The organism is Tropicibacter naphthalenivorans (assembly GCF_900176475.1).
Lineage (GTDB): Bacteria > Pseudomonadota > Alphaproteobacteria > Rhodobacterales > Rhodobacteraceae > Tropicibacter > Tropicibacter naphthalenivorans.
The window spans coordinates 113,945-136,921 of sequence record NZ_FWXX01000003.1; the positions used below are offsets into that span (position 1 = coordinate 113,945).

19 protein-coding genes and 1 pseudogene are annotated in these 22,977 nt (G+C 63.7%); 4 read left to right on the plus strand and 16 right to left on the minus strand.

The features are described 5' to 3' along the window. Window positions 1-172: 172 nt before the first annotated feature. On the minus strand, window positions 173-1,540 hold the full coding sequence (locus tag B9A11_RS08465; RefSeq protein ID WP_058247965.1) for an oligosaccharide flippase family protein: 1,368 nt from the start codon (window positions 1,538-1,540) through the stop codon (window positions 173-175). Further along, window positions 1,537-2,391, minus strand: a complete 855-nt coding sequence (locus tag B9A11_RS08470; protein WP_058247966.1) for a glycosyltransferase — start codon at window positions 2,389-2,391, stop codon at window positions 1,537-1,539. Before B9A11_RS08470 ends, B9A11_RS08465 begins: the two co-directional genes overlap by 4 nt. Before the next feature lie 158 nt (window positions 2,392-2,549). On the opposite strand from B9A11_RS08470, the gene epsE reads away from it, so the two are divergent. Continuing rightward, a complete protein-coding gene (gene epsE, locus B9A11_RS08475) occupies window positions 2,550-3,758 on the plus strand; it encodes an exopolysaccharide biosynthesis GT4 family glycosyltransferase EpsE (protein ID WP_234988777.1) in 1,209 nt (402 codons plus the stop codon). A 112-nt stretch (window positions 3,759-3,870) separates the two neighbouring features. Here the strand turns inward: epsE and B9A11_RS08480 are convergent, their stop codons facing one another. Together B9A11_RS08480 and B9A11_RS08485 are read right to left on the minus strand one after the other, a co-directional pair. After that, window positions 3,871-4,683 (minus strand): hypothetical protein, encoded by an 813-nt coding sequence (locus tag B9A11_RS08480; RefSeq protein WP_058247967.1) that lies wholly within the window; start codon window positions 4,681-4,683, stop codon window positions 3,871-3,873. Window positions 4,684-4,846: 163 nt separating this feature from the next. Further along, entirely contained in the window at window positions 4,847-7,903 is a 3,057-nt protein-coding gene (locus tag B9A11_RS08485) for a calcium-binding protein (protein WP_306345505.1), read from the minus strand. A 195-nt stretch (window positions 7,904-8,098) separates the two neighbouring features. Here B9A11_RS08485 and B9A11_RS21375 point away from each other — a divergent pair, with 195 nt between their 5' ends. Both B9A11_RS21375 and B9A11_RS08490 read left to right on the plus strand, forming a co-directional pair. Further along, window positions 8,099-8,260: a hypothetical protein gene (locus B9A11_RS21375; protein WP_159452484.1), complete on the plus strand. Its 162-nt coding sequence runs from the start codon at window positions 8,099-8,101 to the stop codon at window positions 8,258-8,260. Further along, window positions 8,257-9,813, plus strand: a complete 1,557-nt coding sequence (locus B9A11_RS08490; RefSeq protein ID WP_058247968.1) for a 2-isopropylmalate synthase — start codon at window positions 8,257-8,259, stop codon at window positions 9,811-9,813. The genes B9A11_RS21375 and B9A11_RS08490 overlap by 4 nt, the downstream gene beginning before the upstream one ends. Before the next feature lie 179 nt (window positions 9,814-9,992). Here the strand turns inward: B9A11_RS08490 and B9A11_RS08495 are convergent, their stop codons facing one another. From B9A11_RS08495 to B9A11_RS08510, 4 genes are all read right to left on the minus strand, one after another. Further along, window positions 9,993-10,505 (minus strand): alkylphosphonate utilization protein, encoded by a 513-nt coding sequence (locus tag B9A11_RS08495; protein WP_058247969.1) that lies wholly within the window; start codon window positions 10,503-10,505, stop codon window positions 9,993-9,995. A 69-nt stretch (window positions 10,506-10,574) separates the two neighbouring features. Next, window positions 10,575-11,291, minus strand: coding sequence for an LrgB family protein (locus tag B9A11_RS08500; protein ID WP_058247970.1), 717 nt, complete (start codon window positions 11,289-11,291; stop codon window positions 10,575-10,577). After that, window positions 11,284-11,637, minus strand: a complete 354-nt coding sequence (locus tag B9A11_RS08505) for a CidA/LrgA family protein (protein WP_058247971.1) — start codon at window positions 11,635-11,637, stop codon at window positions 11,284-11,286. Before B9A11_RS08505 ends, B9A11_RS08500 begins: the two co-directional genes overlap by 8 nt. Continuing rightward, window positions 11,634-12,620, minus strand: a complete 987-nt coding sequence (locus B9A11_RS08510) for a 2-hydroxyacid dehydrogenase (RefSeq protein ID WP_058247972.1) — start codon at window positions 12,618-12,620, stop codon at window positions 11,634-11,636. The genes B9A11_RS08505 and B9A11_RS08510 overlap by 4 nt, the downstream gene beginning before the upstream one ends. A gap of 105 nt (window positions 12,621-12,725) precedes the next feature. Here B9A11_RS08510 and B9A11_RS08515 point away from each other — a divergent pair, with 105 nt between their 5' ends. Next, a complete protein-coding gene (locus B9A11_RS08515) occupies window positions 12,726-13,223 on the plus strand; it encodes an SH3 domain-containing protein (protein WP_083499867.1) in 498 nt (165 codons plus the stop codon). Window positions 13,224-13,253: 30 nt separating this feature from the next. Here the strand turns inward: B9A11_RS08515 and B9A11_RS08520 are convergent, their stop codons facing one another. The 8 genes and pseudogenes from B9A11_RS08520 to B9A11_RS08555 all read right to left on the minus strand — a co-directional run bounded on the left by B9A11_RS08520 (window position 13,254) and on the right by B9A11_RS08555 (window position 22,973). Next, window positions 13,254-14,318: a Hint domain-containing protein gene (locus B9A11_RS08520; protein ID WP_058247973.1), complete on the minus strand. Its 1,065-nt coding sequence runs from the start codon at window positions 14,316-14,318 to the stop codon at window positions 13,254-13,256. Between the two features lie 152 nt (window positions 14,319-14,470). Next, window positions 14,471-15,382 (minus strand): lipid A-modifier LpxR family protein, encoded by a 912-nt coding sequence (locus B9A11_RS08525; protein WP_058247974.1) that lies wholly within the window; start codon window positions 15,380-15,382, stop codon window positions 14,471-14,473. Between the two features lie 131 nt (window positions 15,383-15,513). Further along, entirely contained in the window at window positions 15,514-16,836 is a 1,323-nt protein-coding gene (locus B9A11_RS08530) for a UDP-glucose dehydrogenase family protein (RefSeq protein ID WP_058247975.1), read from the minus strand. Between the two features lie 259 nt (window positions 16,837-17,095). Further along, entirely contained in the window at window positions 17,096-17,929 is an 834-nt protein-coding gene (locus B9A11_RS08535) for an XdhC family protein (RefSeq protein WP_234988779.1), read from the minus strand. Next, window positions 17,926-19,107 (minus strand): vWA domain-containing protein, encoded by a 1,182-nt coding sequence (locus tag B9A11_RS08540; protein WP_058247976.1) that lies wholly within the window; start codon window positions 19,105-19,107, stop codon window positions 17,926-17,928. Before B9A11_RS08540 ends, B9A11_RS08535 begins: the two co-directional genes overlap by 4 nt. Continuing rightward, complete coding sequence (locus B9A11_RS08545; protein ID WP_058247977.1) at window positions 19,104-19,955, minus strand: AAA family ATPase; 852 nt, start codon at window positions 19,953-19,955, stop codon at window positions 19,104-19,106. The genes B9A11_RS08540 and B9A11_RS08545 overlap by 4 nt, the downstream gene beginning before the upstream one ends. 78 nt (window positions 19,956-20,033) lie before the next feature. Beyond that, a pseudogene (locus tag B9A11_RS08550) lies at window positions 20,034-22,449 on the minus strand (aerobic carbon-monoxide dehydrogenase large subunit). Continuing rightward, window positions 22,446-22,973, minus strand: coding sequence for a (2Fe-2S)-binding protein (locus B9A11_RS08555; protein WP_058247978.1), 528 nt, complete (start codon window positions 22,971-22,973; stop codon window positions 22,446-22,448). Before B9A11_RS08555 ends, B9A11_RS08550 begins: the two are co-directional and overlap by 4 nt. Between the last annotated feature and the right edge of the window lie 4 nt (window positions 22,974-22,977).

Genomic DNA, 22,977 nt, shown 5'->3' on the forward strand with positions numbered 1-22,977 from the left:
ACCCCGCCACATGTGACGTGTCCGACCCTAAGTAGGGAATCGGGACAAAATACGGCGATTTTTAGGTTTTCACCCTCGAAATTGCCGTTTTCAAAAGGGGTTTTGGCGGTCATCTTTTGGTATCTATGCACAATCGCAGTGAATACCAGAATTATGCCGATTCTGGAAACAGTTACAGGCCGCCGCCCGCCCCGGCCAACGCCACAATTGCCAAAGAGTTCATCCAAAGGGCAATCGCGGCCAGCCCCGCGCCGATCAGCGCGAAAACCGCGTCGTGCAGCGGATCCCAAGCGCCCATGCGCCGCGCCAGCCAGACCACCACGGGATAGGCAAGCGCAAAGGCCGCCCCCTGCCCGATCAACGCACCCATCAAGCCGCCGCTCATCCAACCGATGTAAATGCAGGCAAACATCAGCACCGCACGCACCAGCGCCAGCACAAAGAACCGGCGCGAATCGCCTGCGGCCAGCGCCGCCTGGTCGTAGGTCATGACGATCAGCATGGGCATCTGCGCGCAGGCCAGCACCACCGCCACCGCCCCCGCCATGGCATAGCGGTCGTCGTACAGCGCGCCCACCAGCCACACGCCGAGCAAGGCAAAAGCCCCCACGAACCCCATCAGCAAAGCCGTCACCGCAAAGCGCATCTTGCGCAGTTTGGCGAAGTTCTCGGGGCTCTGGGTGGGGGGCGTTTCGCGGTAGATCGGGATCAGGATTTTCTGCGTCACCATGCTGCCCAGCATCATCGGGAAGGACGCCCAGAAAAAGCCGATGTTGTAGACCCCGAACAGGTCCAGAGGGGCGAATTTGCCGATCAGGATCTTGTCCGCCTGGGTGAAAAAGAACCCGCAGACCGTCGCCAGAAACACCCATTTGCCAAAGCCGATCAGCTCGGTCGCCGCCGCCTTTTCCCAGCGAAAACGGTTGCGCTCCCCCGGTAGGTAGCGATCGTTCAGCCAGACTTCGGCCAGTGCGCCCAGCACGCCGGAAATCACCAGCGCCCAGACCGATCCCGTCCACCACGCCAGCGCGATGGCGATCAGCACGCCGATGGCTTGGGTGCCCATGTCCAGCAGCGTCACGCGCCCCAGCATCAGGTGCCGGTTGGCGGTCACCATGCGCGTCGGACGAAAGCCGGTGATCAGCAGCGTCAGCGCGGACACGGGCAGCATCCACAACAGCTCTGGCTGGTCATAGAGCCACGCCATCGGCCACGCCAAGGCACAAGCCACCAGCCACAAGCCCGCCCCGCGCAGCACTTGGATCGTGTAAGCGGTGTTCAGGAAATCGCGGTCATCGCCGCGCTTGCTTTGCAGGATCGCGGGGGTCACGCCCACGTCCGAAAACTGCCCCAGCCCCATGAGGAAAACCTGCACCAAGGCCATCAGGCCAAAGGCTTCGGGGAAGAGCAGGCGCGTGAGGATCAGGTTCGACGCCAGCCGCACCACCTGCCCAAAGCCAAAGCCCCCGACGGTCAGCACCGAAGAGCGCAGCACCCGCGCGCCAAGGCCGCTGCCTTGGAACCTCGCCAGCGCGCTCATCGGCTGCGGCTCCAGCCTTGGGCCTTGTGGCGGGTGAGTTTGGAGGCAATCGCAACGCCGGTGTAGATGGCGAACCCCAGCGGGTCGCGGATTGCGAGGGAGAGTTTCTCGGACACGGGAAAGGGTGCCTTGTCGTCGTTTTTGGGCAAGTCGGGGTAGAGGTGCGCGATCTCATCGACCCCGGCGTCTTGGCGACGGCGCACCTTGATCAGGGCACGCAGCCCCTCGGCGATGGGCCAGTCGTAGGGTGCAGAGACCGAGACCCGTTCGACAGGCGCGAACTGCAACCGAGCAAAGGTATCGTCCGAGATGATCGGCGGGAAATCCCCCCAGCGAGCGCGCCCTGCGGCGTTCATAGCAAAGACCCCGCAGCCCGGAACCCCTTGACGCATAAAGGGAACTTGCCGCCAGATGCGGGCGTAGGCGCGACTGACCCAGCCCTTGGCGGTGATCACCAAAGTGCCGCTGGCATAGCGCGGCTGAGCCACGTCCAAGACCTGCAAAAGCTGCGCCAGCAGCCCCGGCGCGACGGTCACATCGGCGTCGAGATACACCCGCACCCGGCCCGTCGCCGCAGCGTCGCCGGCGTTCAACGCACCGGGCTTGCCGCCCTCCGCCAAGTCCAAAACCACCAGCTCCCATTCACGTGACGTGAATTGCGCGGCAAACGCGCGCGCCACAAGGGCCGTGTCATCGCTGCACCCGTTGGCCACCACGACCACCTGCACGCCGCCCGGCACCGGATCGGACGCCAACAACGCCAAAAGGCAGTCGCCAATCAGCGCCACCTCGTTATTCGCCGGAAGGATCACCGACACGGCCAGCGGCCCCGTCTGCCTGTCAATCGTCATACCCGTACCCATGAGGCCACACATTGGGAAAATCCAGCCTCTTACGCCCTCAAATATCTAGGTTAACTGTGGCCAAACAAGGGAAACCCTAAGAGTATTCCACGACAACTGCCCACTGCTCGGGCAGGGCTGCCAATTTCCAACCTGGGTGTTCCTACGTGTCGCAACCCTTGCGTATCGGATATATCGTTCCGCAGTTTCCGGGACAGACGCATATTTTCTTCTGGCGCGAGATTCAGGCGCTGGAAGCGATGGGCCATTCCGTACACGTGTTTTCCACCCGCAAGCCGCCCGCCGGGCTGATCGCGCACAGCTGGTCCAAGGCGGCGATGCGATCCACGACCTACCTCGGTACGATTGATCCGTTGCATGCGGGTATTGCCTTGGCGCGGTTGACGCCGCAGGGCCTGCCGGGGTGGATGCTGCGCGAAGGCGTGGGCTTTACCAAGGATGCGCTGCTGACGCTGGCCGCCGCCGAAAAGCTGCGCCGCCACGCCAAGCGCCTCAAGCTGGACCATATCCACGCGCATTCCTGCGGTCGGTCGGCCCTAATCGCCGCCTTTGCGCATAAGATGGGCGGGCCGCGCTATTCCATGACGCTGCACGGGCCTTTGTCCGATTACGGCCCCGGCCAGCGGTTCAAATGGGCAAACGCGTCGTTCGCGACGATCATCACGCAGAAAATCCTGGATGAGATTCACCAAGAACTGGCGGGCTCGCTGCCTGACCGTCTGCTGATCCGCCCCATGGGCGTCGATACCGAGGTGATGCGCCGCGACAAACCCTATGAGGCCCCCGAAAAAGGCCGCCCGATCAAGGTCTTTGCCTGCGGACGCCTGAACATCGTCAAAGGTCACCAAGACCTCATGTCCGCCACCCGCCAGCTGATCGACCAAGGCGTCGACGTGCGGGTCGAGATCGCGGGCGAAGACGACGACGGCGGCACCGGCTATCGCAAGGAACTGGAAGAGCACCTGAAAAAGCTGCGCTTGCAGGATCACGTCAAGCTGCTGGGGGCGATTGACGCGGGCGCTGTGCGGCAAAAGCTGCAAGAGGCGCATATCTTTGCGCTGGCCTCGTGGCACGAACCGCTGGGCGTCGCCTATATGGAAGCCATGAGCATGGGCGTGCCGACGATTGGCACCGATGCGGGCGGGGTGCGCGAGCTGATCCAGGACGGCTCGACCGGCTATCTGGTGGAACCGCGCAATCCCGGCATGTTGGCGCGCACGATCCGGACGTTGGCGAATGACCCCGACGCCCTGCTGCGCCTGTCCGCCGCGGGCCGCGCCCACATCGAAGAGCACTTCCGCGCCAGTCTGGGGGCCGAAACGCTGGTGAGTGAGATCCAGCGGCTGCGGGGGTAGGGGGTTATTGGACGGGGCCGGTTGGCAAGGCTGACTAATAGAACCTTGGGACGTTTCCGCTAGCTTTCCTGTTACTCGAAACAGAAAACCAATATGGCTTTCGGTTCGCCACTTATTGCGCGTTTATATCGCCAAGCTTTTCGATTTCGAGTATTCGCTCCGGCTGTGTCGCGAAACGCTCCATCAGACAGCAGTCAGTTCGCAATTTTTCCAAGTCAAATTTCGGATTTGCTATCTTGAATGCCCAAGCATCAAGAAAGGTCCGAGCGATGCCAGGGATTTCCCCCATACCAACAACGTCCAAATAACCGAAGAACGGATGAGCTCCTTGAATGAGCTGTTCGCCACTGAAGTGAACATGAACAAGGACAGGAACAGTCTGCGAACTGAGCAATTCTAACCCCGATTGATCATCAAACAACCGGCGCACTACGTGCTGATCGAACTCAGACCCGTGAGTCAAATAGTGGTCAAAACCATTCACGAGGCCTGATCTGGACAGGCTAGAATGGACTTGCCCTTGCCTTCTGCCTTGCTTTTCTTTCGGACCGACGTCATCGAGAACTTCAAGGAGCATATGCTGAATGGAATTCCATCTTGGATGGTGCGCTAGAATTCTTCTGAGACGCTGTTCTCGGTCACTCGCTACTAATGGGTGGAGCCCCGTATTTTGCACAGAGAAAATTTCCTCGGGCAACAATCTAGTCCCGTGGAACGAGCAAAACTCATGTGCCAAAATCCAGCTATGAATTTCGGTTGAAACGCTCTCGATATCCGAGTGGCGAACTAAGAAATCGCCCGCATCGTCTATATACTCGAATTTGGATGATGCTAGATTTTGCGTGACCTCCTCCCCCAACAGACGAACCACAAGGTCGCTGAAAGAGGCCTCCCAAGTTTCAAATTTATCGAAGTGAACTATCATGTTTTAGGTGATTTAAAGTAATTATTGGCCGCTTTGATTGAATGCCTATTGAGAGGCTTTGGCGCGTGTTTACAAATTCTCTGATCCAATTTTAAACTTCCCTATAGCACCGGAAAACCGGAGCTGCTTCCGGACGTTGCTCCCTTCGCCCCCAAAGCCCCCCTCACAGCCCCCCAGCCGCCACCACAGTCTGCAAGGCATCGCCAAAGACCAGCTCTTCGATGTCGGTCATCACCACCGTGCCGTCTGGGCCTTGGGCGATCAGGCGGCCCTCTTCGCGGCCAAAGGCGTAGGCCGTGCGCGAAAGGGGCAGCACCGCGCGGTCGCGGCCTTCGCCACCCGACAGGATGTCGCCGCCGCCCGAGGACACCAGCGTGTCGTTGCCCGACCCGCCGATCAGCACGTCTTCGGCGCTGGTGCCTTGCAGGCGCTGGTTGCCCCGCCCCGCCACGCGCGTGATGCCGTTGTCAAAGGCCGCAGGGTCGCGGTCTTCCCAGCCATTCGGGCCAGAGGCGTTGAACGCCATCAGCATGTCCCAGCGGGGGTTCTGGTCTTCGAGATAGCGTTTCGCGCCCCACGAGCCCCATTTCGTCGCCGGGGCCACGTCCACGAAGGCGTTGAACAGCGTGCCGCCTGCCTGCGTCCAGCCCGCCAGCAGCAGCTCATACAGCTTGGCCATTTCCGGCGTGTAGTTGAACTGGGTAAAGAAGTCCGACAGCCGTTCGTCGTCCACCTGCGCGCCGTGGCCCGACACATGCGTGCCGCCTTCGTACATCACGAGGTCCAGCCCGTGCCGCCGCGCAACCGCCGCGTGATAGGGGAACACCTCTTGGGTCAACTGCCGGAGCGAGCCTTCTTCGAGCGCAAGGGTCACCGGAGCGATGGCCGCTTCGAACCGCGTTTCCTTGACGAACTCGCGCAGGGCGACCCGTTTAAGCCCCTGCGCCTCGCCCGCCTCAACGGCCAGGGCTTCGGAACGGTCGAGCCAGTCGTTCATCCGCGCGGCCATGTCATCGCCGCCCATTTCATAGCCGAAATAGCCGGTCACCGCGTAGGCATCAAAGCTGTCCTTGGGAGAGCGGCCAAGGCGCAGATAGCCCAGAGGCGACATCAGGATGCTTTCCTCTAGCCCCGGCCAGCCGGAATGGGTGGCGACAACGCGGATCAGCCGATCTGTGTCCGTGCCGTAGACCTCTGTCCAGATGTCCATGACCTGCGCGGCGCGCATCCCGTAGAACTGCATCCAGCCGGTCTGCGAGCTGCCCCAGAGCGCGTCGGCCTGCGCCTCGGCCCATGCGGCCTGCGGAAAGATGCGGTTCCACACCTCGTTCGAGTATTCCACATAGGCGCGCAGGCGCGGGTCGAGGCCCGTTTTTACCAGTTGGGCGAACTGGCGGATGTAATCGTCATCGGCCATGTGGGGCATGTTGAACCACGGGTCCGCGCCGATGGTGTTGGCGAGGCGAATCATCACCTCGGGGGGGACACCCCATTGCACCCAAGTGGCGTCCTCTAGGCGCGGGCGTTCGTCCCATGTGGTGATGGGCGAGCCGTTGGTCAGCATCCAATCCATGAACCGCACAGAGCGCACGTCCTGAATGACCTCGATCCAATCGGGGTTGAACAGCGCGCCGGCCTCATGGAACGGAAGCAAATCCTCGCGCACGATGGTGATGTTGCGGATTGGCTCGGCGGCGTCGATCTCGGTCAGCTTGACGCCGACCAGCCCCTCTTCGCCGCCGGGTTCGTAGAAAAAGCCGATCTCTCCTTCGGTGTAGCGCACCCGCTTGGCACGCCCTTCGAGGCGGATCTTGCCCTTGCCCTCGTAGCGCAGCACGTATTGCCCGCGCAGCGAGTCGGACCCGGCGGGCTGGCCGGTGAGCAACACCGCCTCCAGCGACTCGACCCCTTCGGGGATGGACAGGGGCCAGCCGTTTTCGGACAGGTGCCCCCCGGCGTAGAGTTGTTCGGTGGTAAAGCCGCCCCATTGCCCCGGCAGGTGGCCGACCCAAGGCCGAGACGTCTTGAAGATGTCGATAAAGGGATGCTGCGTCGACCAGTCGGAAATGCCGTTCAGCCCCATCCCAAGCGCGGGAATGCCATCGGGGCGCACCCCGCGCGGCGGCAGGGCGACGGGCTGGCGCTGGGGCAGATCGTCGACTTCGGCCACTTCGGCGGCGATGGCCTCTGGCCCGGCGGCCTTGGCGGCCTTTAGCGCTTTGACCTCAGGCATGGCTTCCCAGATGGCTTGGGCAATCTGCGGGTACTTGGCAACCACGTCAGGGTGCAGGGTGATCGGCGGCTCGAACCCCTCGGGCGGCGGAGCATCAAAGATCGCCGCATAGGTCACCATCGCCGCCAGCAGATACAGCGTCGGCGTCCCGTGGGGGGAGTTATCGACATAAAGCGCCTCTGCGGGCATCCCGTCCAGCACCCCACCAGGGGACATCAGCCCCGACAGGATCGACGCCACCGGGATCAGCTGCACGCCGACCTCGGGGCGCGTGGTGTCCAGCCGGTCGATCACATCCTCGAACCACAGGTGATAGTCCCCGGTGTTGTACAGGTGATAGCGGGCCAGCGCCTCTGGCGAGGGCGGGAATTCGGCGGAAATCCCATCCATCGCGGCCCAGCCTTCGTAGAGGTAAACCTGCGAGTCCGGGCTTTCCTCGGCCAGCCAATCCACCAGACGGGTCATCGCGCCAAGCGGGCTCTCGCCCGTGGGGTTGTCGCCATCATAGGGCACGTCGGGCAGCTGGTACTGGATGAAATTCCCCGGCGTGATCACCACCGCGTCAAAGCCGCCATCGCCAAAGGCGCCCTGCCCCGGCCCCCAGACCCCGCGAATGCCCTCAAAGCCCCAGTTGGCCGAAGGCGGCAACCCGTCCACAAAGTTGCGCAAGAACCCCCACTGGCCATCCAGCCCAAGGGTCTTGCCCGCGCTGCGCGCCATCTGGTTCATCCAATGTGGCACATTGGTGTGGTCCGTCTCTTCGCTGAGATGGTGCACCAAGGAATTGCCAAAGACGTAAACCTTTGCCGCGTCCCGTTCGGCGCACGCCGGAACGGACACCAGCGCCAGCGCCGCCGCGCATAGCCACTTTTGGATCATCACACTGCCCTGTACTTGCCCGCCCGCAATATGCCCCAAAGCGCGCGCGGCGGCAAATCCCTGACGGCGCAGAGCGGCGAAAAAACTCTGATAAAGGTGGGTTTTCATTTACCGAATCCTGCGTATAGTGACGCCCATGTCCATGAGCCAACATATCGCTGACGATGCGCGCCTTTCGGCGTCCGTTGCGCTTGGCCTGACCCTACGCCTAACTCGCCTCTGAGCGCGTCCTGTTCTGGCGCGTGTGCTCAGAGGAGTTGCGATCGCGCCAGATCACCCGCAGTTTTTGAGTTAGGACACCCCATGACACCCGCAGTCTTTGCGTTTTCGCTGGCAAACGCGCCGCCGCGCGCCGTGGCGCTGGAAGCCCGCCTTGCGATGCGCTACCAAGCCGCCAAATCCGTGACCACCGACTTTCCGGGGGCCATCCCCCACACCGCTTTTTCCAAAGGACCGACCCGATGACCGACAGCAACCGCGTCTTGATCTTTGACACCACTTTGCGCGATGGCGAACAGTCGCCCGGCGCCACCATGACCCATGACGAAAAGCTCGAAATCGCCGAGCTGCTGGACGATATGGGCGTCGACATCATCGAAGCGGGCTTTCCCATCGCCTCCGAGGGCGACTTTCGCGCTGTCTCCGAGATCGCCCAGCGGTCCAAGAACGCGGTGATCTGCGGCCTCGCCCGTGCGCAATTTCCCGACATCGACCGCTGCATGGAGGCGATCAAGCACGCCGCCCAACCGCGCATCCACACCTTTATCGGCACCTCGCCGTTGCACCGCGCCATTCCCAACCTGTCCATGGACGAAATGGCCGAGCGTATCCACGACACCGTGACCCACGCGCGCAACCTGACCGACAACGTCCAGTGGTCGCCAATGGATGCGACGCGCACCGAGTGGGACTACCTCTGCCGCGTGATCGAAATCGCCATCAAGGCCGGCGCGACCACGATCAACATCCCCGACACCGTCGGCTACACCGCCCCGCGCGAAAGCGCCGACCTGATCCGCCGCCTGATCGAAACCGTTCCGGGCGCCGATGAGGTGGTCTTTGCCACGCACTGCCACAACGACCTTGGCATGGCGACGGCCAACTCGCTCGCCGCGGTCGAGGCAGGCGCACGCCAGATCGAATGCACCATCAACGGCCTTGGCGAACGCGCGGGCAACACTGCCCTCGAAGAGGTCGTGATGGCCATGAAGGTCCGCCACGACATCATGCCCTTCGACACCGGCATCGACACCCGCAAGATCATGCACATCTCGCGCCGCGTCGCGACCGTGTCGGGCTTTCAGGTCCAGCCGAACAAGGCCATCGTCGGCAAGAACGCCTTTGCCCACGAATCCGGCATCCACCAGGACGGGATGCTGAAAAACGCCGAAACCTTTGAAATCATGCGCCCCGAGGACGTCGGCCTTGCTGGCACCTCGCTGCCCTTGGGCAAACACTCGGGCCGCGCCGCCCTGCGCGCCAAGCTCAAGGACCTCGGCACCGAGGTGGGCGACAACCAGCTCAAGGACATCTTTGTCCGCTTCAAGGATCTCGCCGACCGCAAGAAAGAGGTCTTCGACGACGACATCCTCGCGCTGGTCTCTGCCACCACCGAAGGCGCGGACGCCATCCAACTGGTCAACCTGCGCGTGACCTGCGGCACCGTCCCCGCCGAGGCCGAGATCGAGCTGGAAATCGACGGCAAAGACCAGCAAGCCACCTCCGAAGGCGACGGCCCCGTGGACGCCACCTTCAAGGCGATCCGCGTGCTGCACCCGAACAAGGCGCGCCTGCAACTGTACCAAGTGAACGCCGTCACCGCAGGCACCGACGCGCAGGCCACCGTCTCGGTCCGCCTCGAAGAGGACGGCATGATCGCCACCGGCCAGTCGGCCCACACCGACACCGTGGTCGCCTCGGCGCTGGCCTATATCCAGGCGCTCAACCGCCTCGCCGTCCGCCGCGCCAAGGTCGGCCCCGGCGCCGACAAACGCGAAATCAGCTACAAAGAAATGTAAAACACCAAAACGCCCGGCCCCTTCCAAGGACCGGGCGTTTTCCATCTCAAAGGCGCCGCTCGCGGCTTCTTTTCTTTAAAAATATCCCGGGGGAGCCGCTCTGCGGCGGGGGCAGAGCCCCCTCCCTTTTCAGATGTCTCGCCTCTGGCGAGAAGGCAGCGCCCCCCCCTTTTTTCTACTTAACTCTTCTTCACAAACTTCGTCAGGATCACGATCCGCTGCCCTTCGACCCGGCCAGAGATATGCTCGGCATTGTCCGGCTCCAGGGAAATCTTGCGCACCGCCGTCCCCTGCTTGGCCGTGAACCCGGCGCCTTTTACCGGCAAAGCCTTGATCAACGTCACCGTATCGCCGTTCTGCAACACCGTGCCGTTCACGTCGCGGTGGACGATCTCATCACCCGAAGGCATCCCGGCCTCGGCCCATTCCTGCTCTTCCGGCTCCAGATAGGCCATCTCCAGCACGTCATTGGCCCAGGCCACGTTCAGCCCCTTGAGCAACCGCCAGGCCAAAACCTTTTCCGCAGGCACGGTCGACCAGATCGCTTCGTTCAGGCACTGCCAGTGCGGGCCATCGGTGGGGCCAGCCTCGGCCCCCTCGCGGCACACCGCGCACAGGGCGACCTCATCGTCCTTGGGGGCCACGGCAAAGGGGGTGGCGTCTTCGGCCTTGCACAGCGCGCACTGCGTCATGGGAACTCTCCTACAGGTATCCGGTTACCGCCCTTTAAAGCGCCCCAGCCCCCAGAGTCCATGCGACCCTTAGAACAAAAGCCCGACAACCAAGGGCGCAAGCACCGCCGTCAGCACCGCGTTCAGCCCCATCCCGATGCCGGAAAACGCGCCCGCCGTCTCGTGCACGCGAAAGGCATGGGCGGTGCCGATGCCATGCGCCGCCACCCCCACGGCAAAGCCGCGCGCCCGCCAGTCGGTCACCCCCAGCAGGTTCAGCATCGGCGTCGCCACGATCGCCCCCGTGATTCCCGTCAGGATCACCAAGACCGCGGTCAGGGTCGGCTGCCCGCCAATGGCTTCGGACACGCCCAAGGCCACAGGCGCCGTCGCGGACTTGGGGGCCAAAGACAGCAACGCCTGCCCCCGCACGCCCAAGGCCCAGGCAATCCCCAAGGCCGACAGGATCGCCACCAGCGACCCGGCCAGCAAAGCGGCCAGCATCGGCAACAGGCTCTGCCGCACGCGGGCGAGGTTGAAATACAACGGCAGGGCAAGCCCCACCGTCGCCGGACCCAGCATGAAATGCACGAACTGCGCGCCTTCGAAATAGATGGCATAGGGCGTAGCGGTCACCTTCAGGATCACCGCCAGCAAGATCACCGAGATCAGCACCGGGTTCGCCACCGGATGACGCCCCAAAGCCTCGGCCAGACGGTCGGCGATCACATAGGCCGCCAACGTCAGCGTCAACCAGAGCAAAGGCTCTTGCGCGAGGTACGACCACAGGGCAACGGCCTCAGTCATCGCCCGCCCCCGTCAGCCGCGCCACCAAAAGGAACGCGCCCACCGCCGCCAAGATCGCCAAAACCGTGCTGCCGACCAAGGCCACGGCCAGCCCCGCGCCATAGCTTGCAAAGGTATCCAGATGCGCGACGATGCCCACACCCGCCGGCACGAACAACAGCGACAGATGCGCCAGAAAGCCGGTCACCGTCTCGCGCATGAATTCGGCCAGACGGGGAAACACCAGCAAGGTGCAGAACAGCCCCGCCAGCCCGATCACCGGGCCGGGCACGGACAAGGACAACCCGCGCGCCAAACTCTCACCGAACAGCTGGAACCCCAGCAGAAGGGTCAGAACACGGATCACAGCATGGCCGGAACGACTTGGTCCGGCGGACGGTGACCATCGGCAAAGGTTTTCACGTTGATGATGACCTTTTCGCCCATCTCAAGGCGGCCTTCGTGCGTGGCAGAGCCCATATGCGGCAGCATCACCACGTTGGGCATATTGCGCAGCTCGGGGTTGCCCTGGATGCCGTGCTCATACACGTCCAGACCCGCCCCCGCCAGTTCCCCGGCTTTCAGCATCCGGGTCAGGGCGTTCTCGTCCAAGACCTCACCGCGCGAGGTGTTGATCATGATCGCCGAGGGCTTGAGCAGCCGCAGGCGGCGCGCATTCAGCAGGTGATAGGTGGACGGGGTCGAGGGGCAGTTGACGCTGATGATGTCCATCCGCGCGACCATCTGATCAAGGCTGTCCCAATAGGTGGCGTCCAGCGGTTCCTCCACCTCGGGGCGCAGGCGGCGCCGGTTGTGGTAGTGGATCTGCATCCCAAAGGCCGCAGCGCGTTTCGCCACCGCCTGACCGATCCGGCCCATGCCTAAGATGCCCAGCCGCTTGCCGCCCAGACGTGTGCCCAGCAGCGCGGTGGGCGCGTAGCCTTGCCACTCGCCGTTCTGCATCAGCGACAAGCCCTCTTGGATGCGGCGGGTGACGCCCAGCATCAGGGCCATGACGATCTCGGCGGTGTCCTCGGTCACCACGCCGGGCGTGTTCGACACCAGAATCCCCCGAGAGCGCGCCGTCTGCACGTCGATATGGTCAAAGCCCGCGCCAAAGTTGGCGATCAGCTTGAGGTTCGGCCCCGCCTGCCCGATCAGACCCGCGTCGATGGGGTCCGTCACCGTCGGCACCAGCACGTCGCACTCCTGCACGGCGGCCACCAGTTCGGCGCGGGTCATCGGCGTGTCTTCGTCCCGCAAGGTCACGTCGAACAACTCTTTCAGCCGCGTTTCCACCGGCTCGGGCAGGCGTCGCGTCACAACAACACTCAGACGTTTTGATGGCATCAAGGCTCTCCCGGTCTTTCCCGTTTGGGGCAGTTTCCGCTAGAGTGCGTCAGGACCGGACGGGACACAAGAACCCGGCGGGAGAAAATCAGGCAGGACATCGAGATGATCAGGAAAGCTTTTGCTTTTTCACTGGCCGTGACGCTGGGCGCTGTGACGGGCGCAAAAGCGCAGGAAAAAGGCCCGGTGACCAATTTGCCGCTGCCGCGCTACGTGTCGATGAAAGCGTCCGAAGGCAACGTGCGCCGTGGCCCGTCGCTGACCCACCGCATCGACTGGGTGTTCAAGCGGCGCGACATGCCTTTGGAGATTACCGCAGAACATGGCCACTGGCGGCGCGTGCGCGACCGCGATGGCGCGGGCGGCTGGGTGCATTACTCGCTGCTGTCGGGCGTGCGCACGGTGATCGTGGAACAGGACTTGCTGTCGCTTTATGCCCGCCCCGACCCGGACAGCGCGGTGCAGGCGCGGCTGGAGCTGGGCGTGATCGCGCGGCTGGGCGCCTGCACGCCGGAATGGTGCGAAATCGAGGCCGGCGGCTATGACGGCTGGGCCCCAAAGTCGCGCCTGTGGGGCGTCAAACCGGGCGAGATCCGCGAGTGACGCGGCCCTGACGCGGGCCGCATCGCGTTTCTACGCCGCCTCGTGCAGCAGGATCGCCGCTTCGGATTGCGACAGGTTGCGGCGGGCATAGGCGCCGTAGCTGTGCGGATTTTCCGCCAGATAAGGCAGCTGCTGCAACAAACGCGCGCGGTCGCCATCGGAGACGGTGGACAGCGCAGTGTTCGCCGGGTGAAAGCTCTCTGTCTCCACGCCGTTCGCGAACAGAACCTCGTGCCGCTCCAGCAGCATATGCACGTAAGTGACCTCTTTGACCTGCGTATCAAGGATCACCGAGTGCCCGTTCACCAGATCGCGGGCGGCCACCAAGACTTCGTTGGTGTTGAACAAGGCGCGGGCCACGACGCCGCGCACCACCATGCGATGCTCGGGCGAGACCAGCAGCTCGTCGTCCGGCTCTCCGATGCCAAAGGCCCCGGCGCGGATGCGGATCGGGCGCAGTTTCGGCATGGCAAACAGCCGCGCACCCGTCATCCGGCGCGAGCCGATCCAGCGGATTTCCTGCGCACCGTTGTCCTTGGTCTGGATCTTGTCGCCTTCGCGCAGGTCTTCGATACGGACCTGCCCGCTGGGGGTCAGGATCTGCGTGCCCGGCGTAAAGCAAATGACGCCGCTGGCCTGTTCGCCCGCAGCGGGGGACGCGACCGGATCGAGGTTGTGATGCACGACCCACAGGTCCTTGCCCTGCGGCGGAAGCGCGTCAAGGAACATCAGCAGGGGGCGTTGCCCCGGCCCGACTTCGATCAGTGTCACCGTGTAACTTTGCGACCCGTCGGTCACAACAAAACTGCTGTCTGCCAGAGGGTGTTCAACCTCGACATCCGTAAGAGTGGTTTTATGTGTCACTGCCGCCCCGACCAAGCGCCGCACCATACGTGCCGCCCTGCGCCGGATGTCGGCTTCGCCATCCGCCTGATCAAGCCGCAGGATCGACGACGGACCGTCAACCCGAACCGGCTTGCCGCGCCAGGACCAAGAGGCCCCGACGTTAAGTGCAGACAGGGGTGCGGCCTGAAGACCGTCTATGTCCGTCTGCGCCCAGGAGATGACGAACGTGCCTCGATAGCCCGTTCCCATGCCTGTATGCTCTGCCCTTGTTTTTATTTATTAACCGTACCTTAACAAAGAAAACGCAACTGTGAACAGGCGCTATGCTTTTAAGCGTGAAAAAGTTAACGCCTGTTTTGGCCCTGTGGCGGTTTTGCAACCGCAGGTGGTTCTGATTGGCGTCAGAAGTCCAGCTTCATCCGCACCGAGCCGACAACCTGCCCCTTGGGTTGCGCCTCGAATTCCTTGGACAGGTAGGTGACGCCGTAAAAGACGGTGTTGCGCTCGCCCTGCCAATGGACCCCGGCGCGCAGGCGGGTGCGCGTGTCGGTGGCGGTCACCTTGTTGGCGGGCAACAGCTCGGAGCTGTCCACATAGGCAAAGTCGCCGCCCAGCACGTAGCTGAAGCCTTGGATCGGCTGGGTCACGGTGCGGTAGCGCTGGCCGGTGATGGCATCGCGGACCAACAGCTCGCCCTGCCCGACGCCGCCGATGGTCACATCCGCGCCTACGCGCGCGAGGGTTTCCAGACCCCAGCGGCCTTCGACAAACGGGCGCACCACGGCTTGGCCGCCCAGCGGGATGGTCGTGGCCGCTTCGGTCACCAGCGTGGGATAGAACCCGTCGCCCACCTGATTGTCGGTCACTTGTTTCGACGCGGCGGTCACGCCCAGCCCGTCGTGCAGCGCGGTTTGCAGATCGCTCAGGCCGGTTTGCTGGCCCACGATGGCCAGATCGGCGCCCATCGCCATTTCCACCATGCCGCGCTGGAAATGCGTATGCGCGCCCAGCGTCCAGACCCCCGCATAGGGGCGGTCGGTCGGGTCGGGCGTGCGCAGGTTGGCCGGCGTCACCACCTGCCCGCCGATGCGATATTCCAAGATATCAAAGGGGCGGTCCGGCAGCATCCCGGTCCAGCCGTAGCCCACCACATGAGAGCCCGCCACAGAGCCCGTCTGCCAGCGGTCACTGGCGTCGCCATAAAGGTCGTTGTTCACAATGCGGCCATTGCCGAGCACTTCGCGCCCTTGGGCAGCGGCGTCAGACATGGGGGCGATCATGGCCAAAGCGGCCATGGCGATGACACGGATCATGTGCATCCTCGAAAATTAGCGTGCCCCCCCGGGCGCAGTCCCCCTTACCACGAAAAACGCCGCCCCTGATAGAGGGCGGCGCGTTGTGCTGTCAGCCTGTGGCAGGTTTGCCAGTTTTGCCAGTTTTGGTGTCAGTCGCGGAGATAGCCTTCGCGGCCGATGCTGTCGTAGGCCTCGAACCCCGCACGGCGCGCGTCGCGTTTCGAATAGACGTTGCGCAGGTCGGCCATGCGCGGGGTTTCCATCTTGCGCGCCATCTTTTTCAGGTCGAGCGCGCGGAATTCGTTCCACTCGGTCAGGATCACCAGCAGATCCGCCTTGTGCGCCGCCTTGTAAGGGTCTTCTTCCCAAGACACGCCGGGCAGCAAGTGCTCGCCCTCGCGCTTGCCCTGCGGATCGCAGACGCGGACCTTGGCCCCGCCGCCGACCAGCGCGGGCACAATCGTCAGGGACGGCGCGTCGCGCATGTCGTCGGTGTTGGGCTTAAAGGTCACGCCCAGCACCGCCACGGTCTTGCCGTTGAAAGAGCCGTCACACAGGTCCGTCAGCTTGTCGATCATCCGGCGCTTGACGTCCTCGTTCACCTTGATGACCGTCTCGACGATGGAAATGGGGCTGGCGTGTTCCTGACCGATGCGGGCCAAAGCCTTGGTATCCTTGGGGAAACACGACCCGCCATAGCCGGGACCGGCGTGCAGGAACTTGTTCCCGATGCGCCCGTCCATACCCATCCCCTTGGAGACGGATTTGACATCCGCGCCGACCTTTTCGCACAGCGCCGCGATCTCGTTGATAAAGGTGATCTTGGTCGCGAGGAACGCGTTCGCGGCGTATTTGATCATCTCGGCGGATTCCAGATCGGTGGTCACAATCGGGAAATCACGCAGGTAAAGCGGGCGATAGATGTCTTCCATGACCTGCGCGGCGCGATCGTTCTGCACGCCGACAACCACGCGGTCGGGCTTCATAAAGTCGTCGATCGCCGCGCCTTCGCGCAGGAATTCGGGGTTGCTCGCCACGTCGAATTCCAGCGACGGGTTCGCCTTGGCCACGGTCTGTTTGACCTGACGGTTGGTGCCCACGGGGACGGTGGATTTGGTGACGATCACCAGATAGTCGCTGGCGGCCTTGGCGATTTCCTCGGCGGCGGCCATCACGTAGGTCAGATCGGCGTGACCGTCGCCGCGCCGCGTCGGCGTGCCCACGGCGATAAACACCGCCTGCGCACCGTCAATGGCGCTGGCCAGATCCATGGTGAACGACAGACGCCCCGCCTCGACGTTCTTGGCCATCAAGGCATCCAGCCCCGGCTCGTAGATCGGCACTTGCCCCGCTTCGAGCATCTCGATCTTGCGCGGATCTTTGTCGACGCAGACCACTTCGTGCCCGAAATCGGAAAAACACACCCCAGACACGAGGCCCACATAGCCCGTCCCGATCATCGCGATTTTCATGGAAACTGCCCTTTGTCATCCGGTTTTGGCACCGTCTTTGCCCCCTGCGCCGCGATTGTCAACGAAGCGCGCAACATCGCGGCGACATGTTGCAGACAGGATGACACAGCGCCCATTCCCGAAAAAGGGAAAATGTCCGGATTTTTGGGGGATTTGCCCTGATGGGGGCGGGATCAGCAGCAGGGAAACTTGATCGAGGCGAGCACCTGGGCCTGCTCATCGGTTAGGCGTTTTGGCCAGAGGCGGCGCAAAAGGGCGATCATCGCGCGCCCTCCCGCCGCAGCCGGATCAGGTCCGCCAGAATCGACAGGGCGATTTCGTCGGGCGTGATGGCGTGGATATCGACGCCTGCGGGGGCCTGAACGCGGGCCAGCGCCTCGGGGGCGATCCCCTGCGCCATCAGTTTCTCGGACAGGTTGGCGAACTTGCGGCGAGAGCCGACAAAGGCGATGTGCCGCGCGCCCGAGTCCAGCGCACGGGCCAGCGCCAGCGCATCCCCCGCGCCCTGCGTCGCCACCACCACGAAGGGCGCGCCCTGCCAATGCGGGCCGTCGTCAAAGCCGATCTCGACGTGGTCCACCACCGGCAGGCTTTCGGGGGGCGTGTCCTTGACGCAAACGATCCGTTCGAAATCAAAGCGCTCGGCCAATGCGGCCAAGGCCTGCGCCACCGGCCCCGCGCCGCAGATGATCAGGCGATCCTTGGGCAGGACCGGCTCGATAAAGATGTCCAGCGCGCCTTTGGACGGACAGCCATTGCGGGCAAATTTAACGCCATCGCGTTCATCCCCCGCCGCGACGCCTTCGGCCTGGAGCAGCTCCTCTGGCCGGATCGACAGCAGCTGCGGCTGGCCCTGCCGGATGGCGTCGCGTGCCGCCCGCCCCACCGCGCCGCGCACGCAGCCGCCGCCCAGAAAGCCGACAACGATGGTCCCCTCGGCATCGACCAAGGCCTTGGCCCCCGGTTTCGCCGAGGTCGCCGCCATGGTCCGCACCACCGTCGCCATGACAAAGGCTTCGCCCCGCGCCTGTCGCCGGGTGCTTTCCTGCGCCAGCATCTGATCCATACGCCGCTCCGTCGTGAAATAGCTCATATCGCCCCCAGTTTGTCTTCTAACGCCGCCAGATCGCCCAAGGTGTTCGCCGCCTCGAACAGGTCGAGATAGGGCAAGGCCGCGGCCATCCCGCGCGCCACAGGTTCATACCCGCGCCAACCCTTGAGCGGGTTCAGCCAGACAATCCGGCAGCCGCGTTTGCGCAGGCGGGCCAGCGCCTCGGCCAAGGCTTCGGGCGGGTCGGTGTCGTAGCCGTCGGACAGGATCACCACCACGGATCGCCCATCCACCAGCCGCCGCGCATAGCCGCGCGCAAAGTCCTGCAACGCCCCGCCGATTCTGGACCCGCCGCCGATCCCCTGCGCCAGCAGCGTCACGCGATTGAGCGCGCGCATCGGGTCTTCGTCGCGCAAGGCTTCGGTGATCCGCACGAGGCGGGTGTGAAACAGATAGGCGTCCGAGGCCTCATCCGCCCGCATCAGCCCCGCCAGAAAGGCAAGGAACACGCGGGCATAGACCAGCATCGACCCCGACACATCGCATAGCGCCACGATCCGCACGGGCCGGTCCGGGCGCGTCCGCCGCGCCAGCCTGATAGGCACGCCCCCGGTCGCCACGGCCCGCCGGACCGTGCGCCGATAGTCCACCTGCTGCCCGCGCGTGGCCGCCTTGCGCCGCCGGGACCGCCTGTCGCGCAGCGCCTTTCCCAGCCGAATGGCCACCTGCTCGGCCTCGCGAATGTCTCCGAGATCAACCAGATCGCGCAGGTCTTTCTTCATCAGGTTCCGAATGTCGCTGGCGACCAGCTTGCCGGTGCCGTCGGCCTCGGCCTCTCCGCCGCCGCTGCCATCGGGCGTCTCGATCCGCCCGGCCCCCTCGGCCTGCGCACCCTCGCCCTTGCGGGTCGACCGCATCGTCTCATCCGCCTGCTGGTCGCTGGGCATGACGCGGGACCGCACCCGCCCCTCGGCCAGCCAATAGCTGTCGAACAAATCGTCAAAGCGCGCGACCTCTTCGGCGCTGCCACAGCACACCGCGCGCAACGCTGCCCGCGCCTGCCCGACATCGCTCGCCACCACGCTGCCAAGCGCGCGCATCCCCACGCCCGCCTCTGCCACGCCCAGCGCAAAGCCATTCTCGCGCAAATGCCCGAAAAACCCGGCCACACGCGCCGCTGGCCCCGGATCGCGCGCCGCAAAGCGCGTCACCCGGCTCATGCCGCCTTGCCCGCCAAACGCTGCGCCACCTCGGTCGGCACCGCCGCGCGGTCCCCTTCGGTCTTGAGCAAGGTCGCAAGCGCCGCCGACAGCGCCACAGGGTCCTCGGTCAAATCATTGATCCCCAAACCCGCCAAAGCCGCCGCGAAATCCAGCATCTCGGCCACGCCGGGGGCCTTTTCCAGCTCCTCGCGCCGCAATGCCTGCACAAAGCTCACGATCTGCCCAGCCAACGCGCTTTCGACCCCCGGACAACGCGCCGCCAGGATCGCAAGCTCGGTCCGCCGATCCGGGTACTCCACGTAGGCGTACAAACACCGCCGCCGCAGCGCATCCGACAGATCGCGCGTGCCATTCGCCGTCAGGATCACCAAGGGCCGCGTCACCGCCGCAATGGTCCCGAGCTCCGGCACGGTGATCTGAAACTCCGACAAGACCTCCAGCAAATAGGCCTCAAAAGCCTCATCCGCCCGGTCAATCTCATCAATCAACAAGACCGGAGCCAGCTCCTGCCGGATCGCCCGCAGCAAAGGCCGCTCCAGCAAATACGCCGCCGAGAAAATCTCCTCCTCCGACTTCCCCGCCTGGATCGCCAACAACTGCCGCTGATAGTTCCACTCGTAAATGGCCTGCGCCGCGTCCAGCCCCTCGTAACACTGCAAACGGATCAACTCCGCCCCGCGCCACGCCGCCAAAACCCGCGCCACCTCGGTCTTGCCAACCCCGGCCGCCCCTTCCAGCAACAAAGGCCGCCCAAGGCGCACCGCCAGATGCAAGGCCATGGCCAGGTCGTCCGAAGCCACATACCCCTGCGCCCGCAAACCCTCCTGAAGCTCGACAAACCCCATCTTCTTCTCTTTCCAAATATCCCGGGGGGTCTGGGGGGCAGCGCCCCCCAGCCGGTCGCCTGACAATGTCAGGCGAAATCACCCATGCAGACCAAGCCCATTGGCGATCTTCCAGATGCGCGCATGGTCATGCGGCATATGCGACTGCCGCAGCCCAAACGCCCGGAAGGCATCATGCACCGCGTTCGAGAACGCCGGGACAGAGCCAACATTCGGGCTCTCACCCACGCCCTTCGCGCCAATGGGATGGTGCGGGCTGGGCGTCTCGGTGAAGTCCGTCACATAATGCGGCGTCTCCCAGGCCGTCGGCAGGAAGAAGTCCATCAGCGTCCCGGTCTTGCAGTTGCCCATCTCGTCGTAGGCAATCTCTTGCCCCATGGCGATGGCCAGCCCTTCGGTGACGCCGCCATGGACCTGACCTTCGATCACCATCGGGTTGATCCGCGTGCCGCAATCGTCCAGCGCATAGAACTGGCGGATGCTCCACTCGCCGGTATCCACGTCGATATCCGTCACCGCGATATAGGCTCCAAAGGGATAGGTCATGTTCGGCGGATCATAATAGCTCACCGCTTCCAGACCCGGCTCCACGCCCGGGATCGCTTGGTTATAGGCGGCAAAGGCGATGTCCTTCATGGTCTTGAACCGCTCCGGCGCGCCTTTGACCACAAACCGATCCACGTCCCATTCGACGTCGTCGTCATGCACTTCCAGCAGGTAGGCCGCGATCATCTGGGCCTTGGCGCGGATCTTGCGCCCCGCCATGGCCGTCGCCGCCCCCGCCACCGGGGTTGAGCGCGACCCGTAGGTGCCCAGACCATAGGGCGCGGTGTCGGTGTCGCCTTCTTCAATGGTGATGCTGTCGGCGGGCAGACCAATCTCAGACGCCAGGATCTGCGCAAAGGTGGTCGCGTGACCCTGACCTTGCGAAATCGTCCCCAGCCGCGCAATCGCCGACCCGGTAGGGTGGATGCGGATTTCGCAACTGTCGAACATGCCCATCCCAAGGATATCGCAGTTCTTCACCGGCCCCGCCCCGACAATCTCGGTAAAGTGGCACAGCCCGATCCCCATCAGCTTGCGCGTCTTGCCAGCCTTGAAGTCTTCGACCATCTGCGCTTGCTCGGCGCGCAGCGCGTCATAGCCCACGGTCGCCAGCGCCTTGTCCCACGCGGTGTGGTAATCGCCGCTATCATACTCCCAGCCCAAGGCCGACTGATAGGGGAACTGGTCCTTGTTGATAAAGTTGATGCGCCGCAGCTCTGCCGCGTCCATCCCCAGCTCGATAGCCAAGACCTCGATCATCCGTTCGATGCAATAGGCGGCCTCGGTCACGCGGAAGGAACAGCGATACGCCACGCCCCCCCGGTGCCTTGTTGGTATAGACCCCGTCGACCTGCACATGCGCCACCGGGATGTCATAAGACCCGGTCACGATGTGGAAAAAGCCCGCCGGGAACTTGGTCGGATCGGCGCAGGCGTCAAAGGCCCCGTGGTCGGCGGTCACATGCACGTCCAGCCCGGTGATCTTGCCCTCTTTGGTGGCGGAGATGCGCCCCTTCATCCAGTAATCGCGGGCAAAGGCCGTCGCCATCAGGTTTTCCATCCGGTCTTCGACCCATTTCACCGGCACGCCGGTCACGATGGACGCCACGATGGAGCAGACATAACCGGGGTAGACGCCGACCTTGTTGCCAAACCCGCCGCCAATATCGGGGCTGATCACGCGGATATTGTGCTCTTCGATGCCGGACAGGATCGAGGCGACCGTGCGCACCACATGCGGCGCTTGGAACGTCCCCCAAAGGGTCAACTTGCCATTGACCTTGTCCATGCTCGCCACGCTGCCGCAGGGTTCCAGCGGGCAGGGGTGCGTGCGGTGGTAATAGACCATCTCCTCGGCCACCACCTCGGCTTCGTCAATCGCCTGATGGGTGGCGTCCTTGTCGCCTTCGGTCCAGGTGAAGATGTGGTTGTGATGGGTGCGCGCGCCATGTGCGCCCTCGGTTTCGTCCTTGATGTCCTCGCGCAGAACCACGTCGGATTGCAGCGCCTCAAAGGGGTCAACGAGCACCGCCAGGTCTTCGTATTCCACCTCGACCAGTTCCACCGCGTCGGCGGCGATATAGCGGTCCTTGGCGACGACAAAGGCGACTTCCTGCCCCTGGAACAAGACCTTGCCATCCGCCAAGACCATCTGCTTGTCCCCCGCAAGGGTCGGCATCCAGTGCAGGCCCAGCGGTTCCAGATCCTTGGCGGTCAAGACGGCGATCACACCGGGCAAAGCCATCGCGGCCTCAGTGTTGATACTGACAATACGGGCGTGCGCATAGGGAGAGCGGACAAAATCGCCGTGCAGCATCCCCGGCAGGTTGATGTCGTCGACGTAGTTGCCCTTGCCTTGGGTAAAGCGCGCATCCTCGACCCGCTTGCGCGAGCAGCCCAGACCTTTGAGCGCTTCGCGGCGTTCTTCGCGTTCGTCAATGTCCTTCATTCCGCAGCCTCCATGTTCGAGTGTCCTACCGCTTCGCTACTTGAGGACGTGTTGCCATTCATCTGGTCAGCGGCGGCCAGAATGGATTTCACGATGTTCTGATAGCCGGTGCAGCGACACAGGTTCCCCGCCATGCCAAAGCGCACCTCTTCCTCGGTGGGGTTCGGGTTTTCCTGAAGCAGGCGATGCGCGCGGGTAATCATCCCCGGCGTGCAAAAGCCGCACTGAAGCCCGTGATGCTCTCGGAACATTTCCTGAAGCACATGCAGCCCGTCGGGGTTGCCGAGGCCCTCAATCGTGGTGATCTCGGCCCCGTCCGCCTGCGCGGCCAGAACGGTGCAGGATTTCACCGATTTGCCGTTCATATCGACGGTGCAAGCGCCACAATGCGAGGTTTCGCAGCCCACATGCGGGCCGGTGATGCGCAGACGTTCGCGCAGGACATAGACCAGCAGCTCGCGCGGCTCGGCGGCGACTTCGTGGGTTTCCCCGTTGACGGTCAGCGTGATGATTTGTTTCGCCATTGGC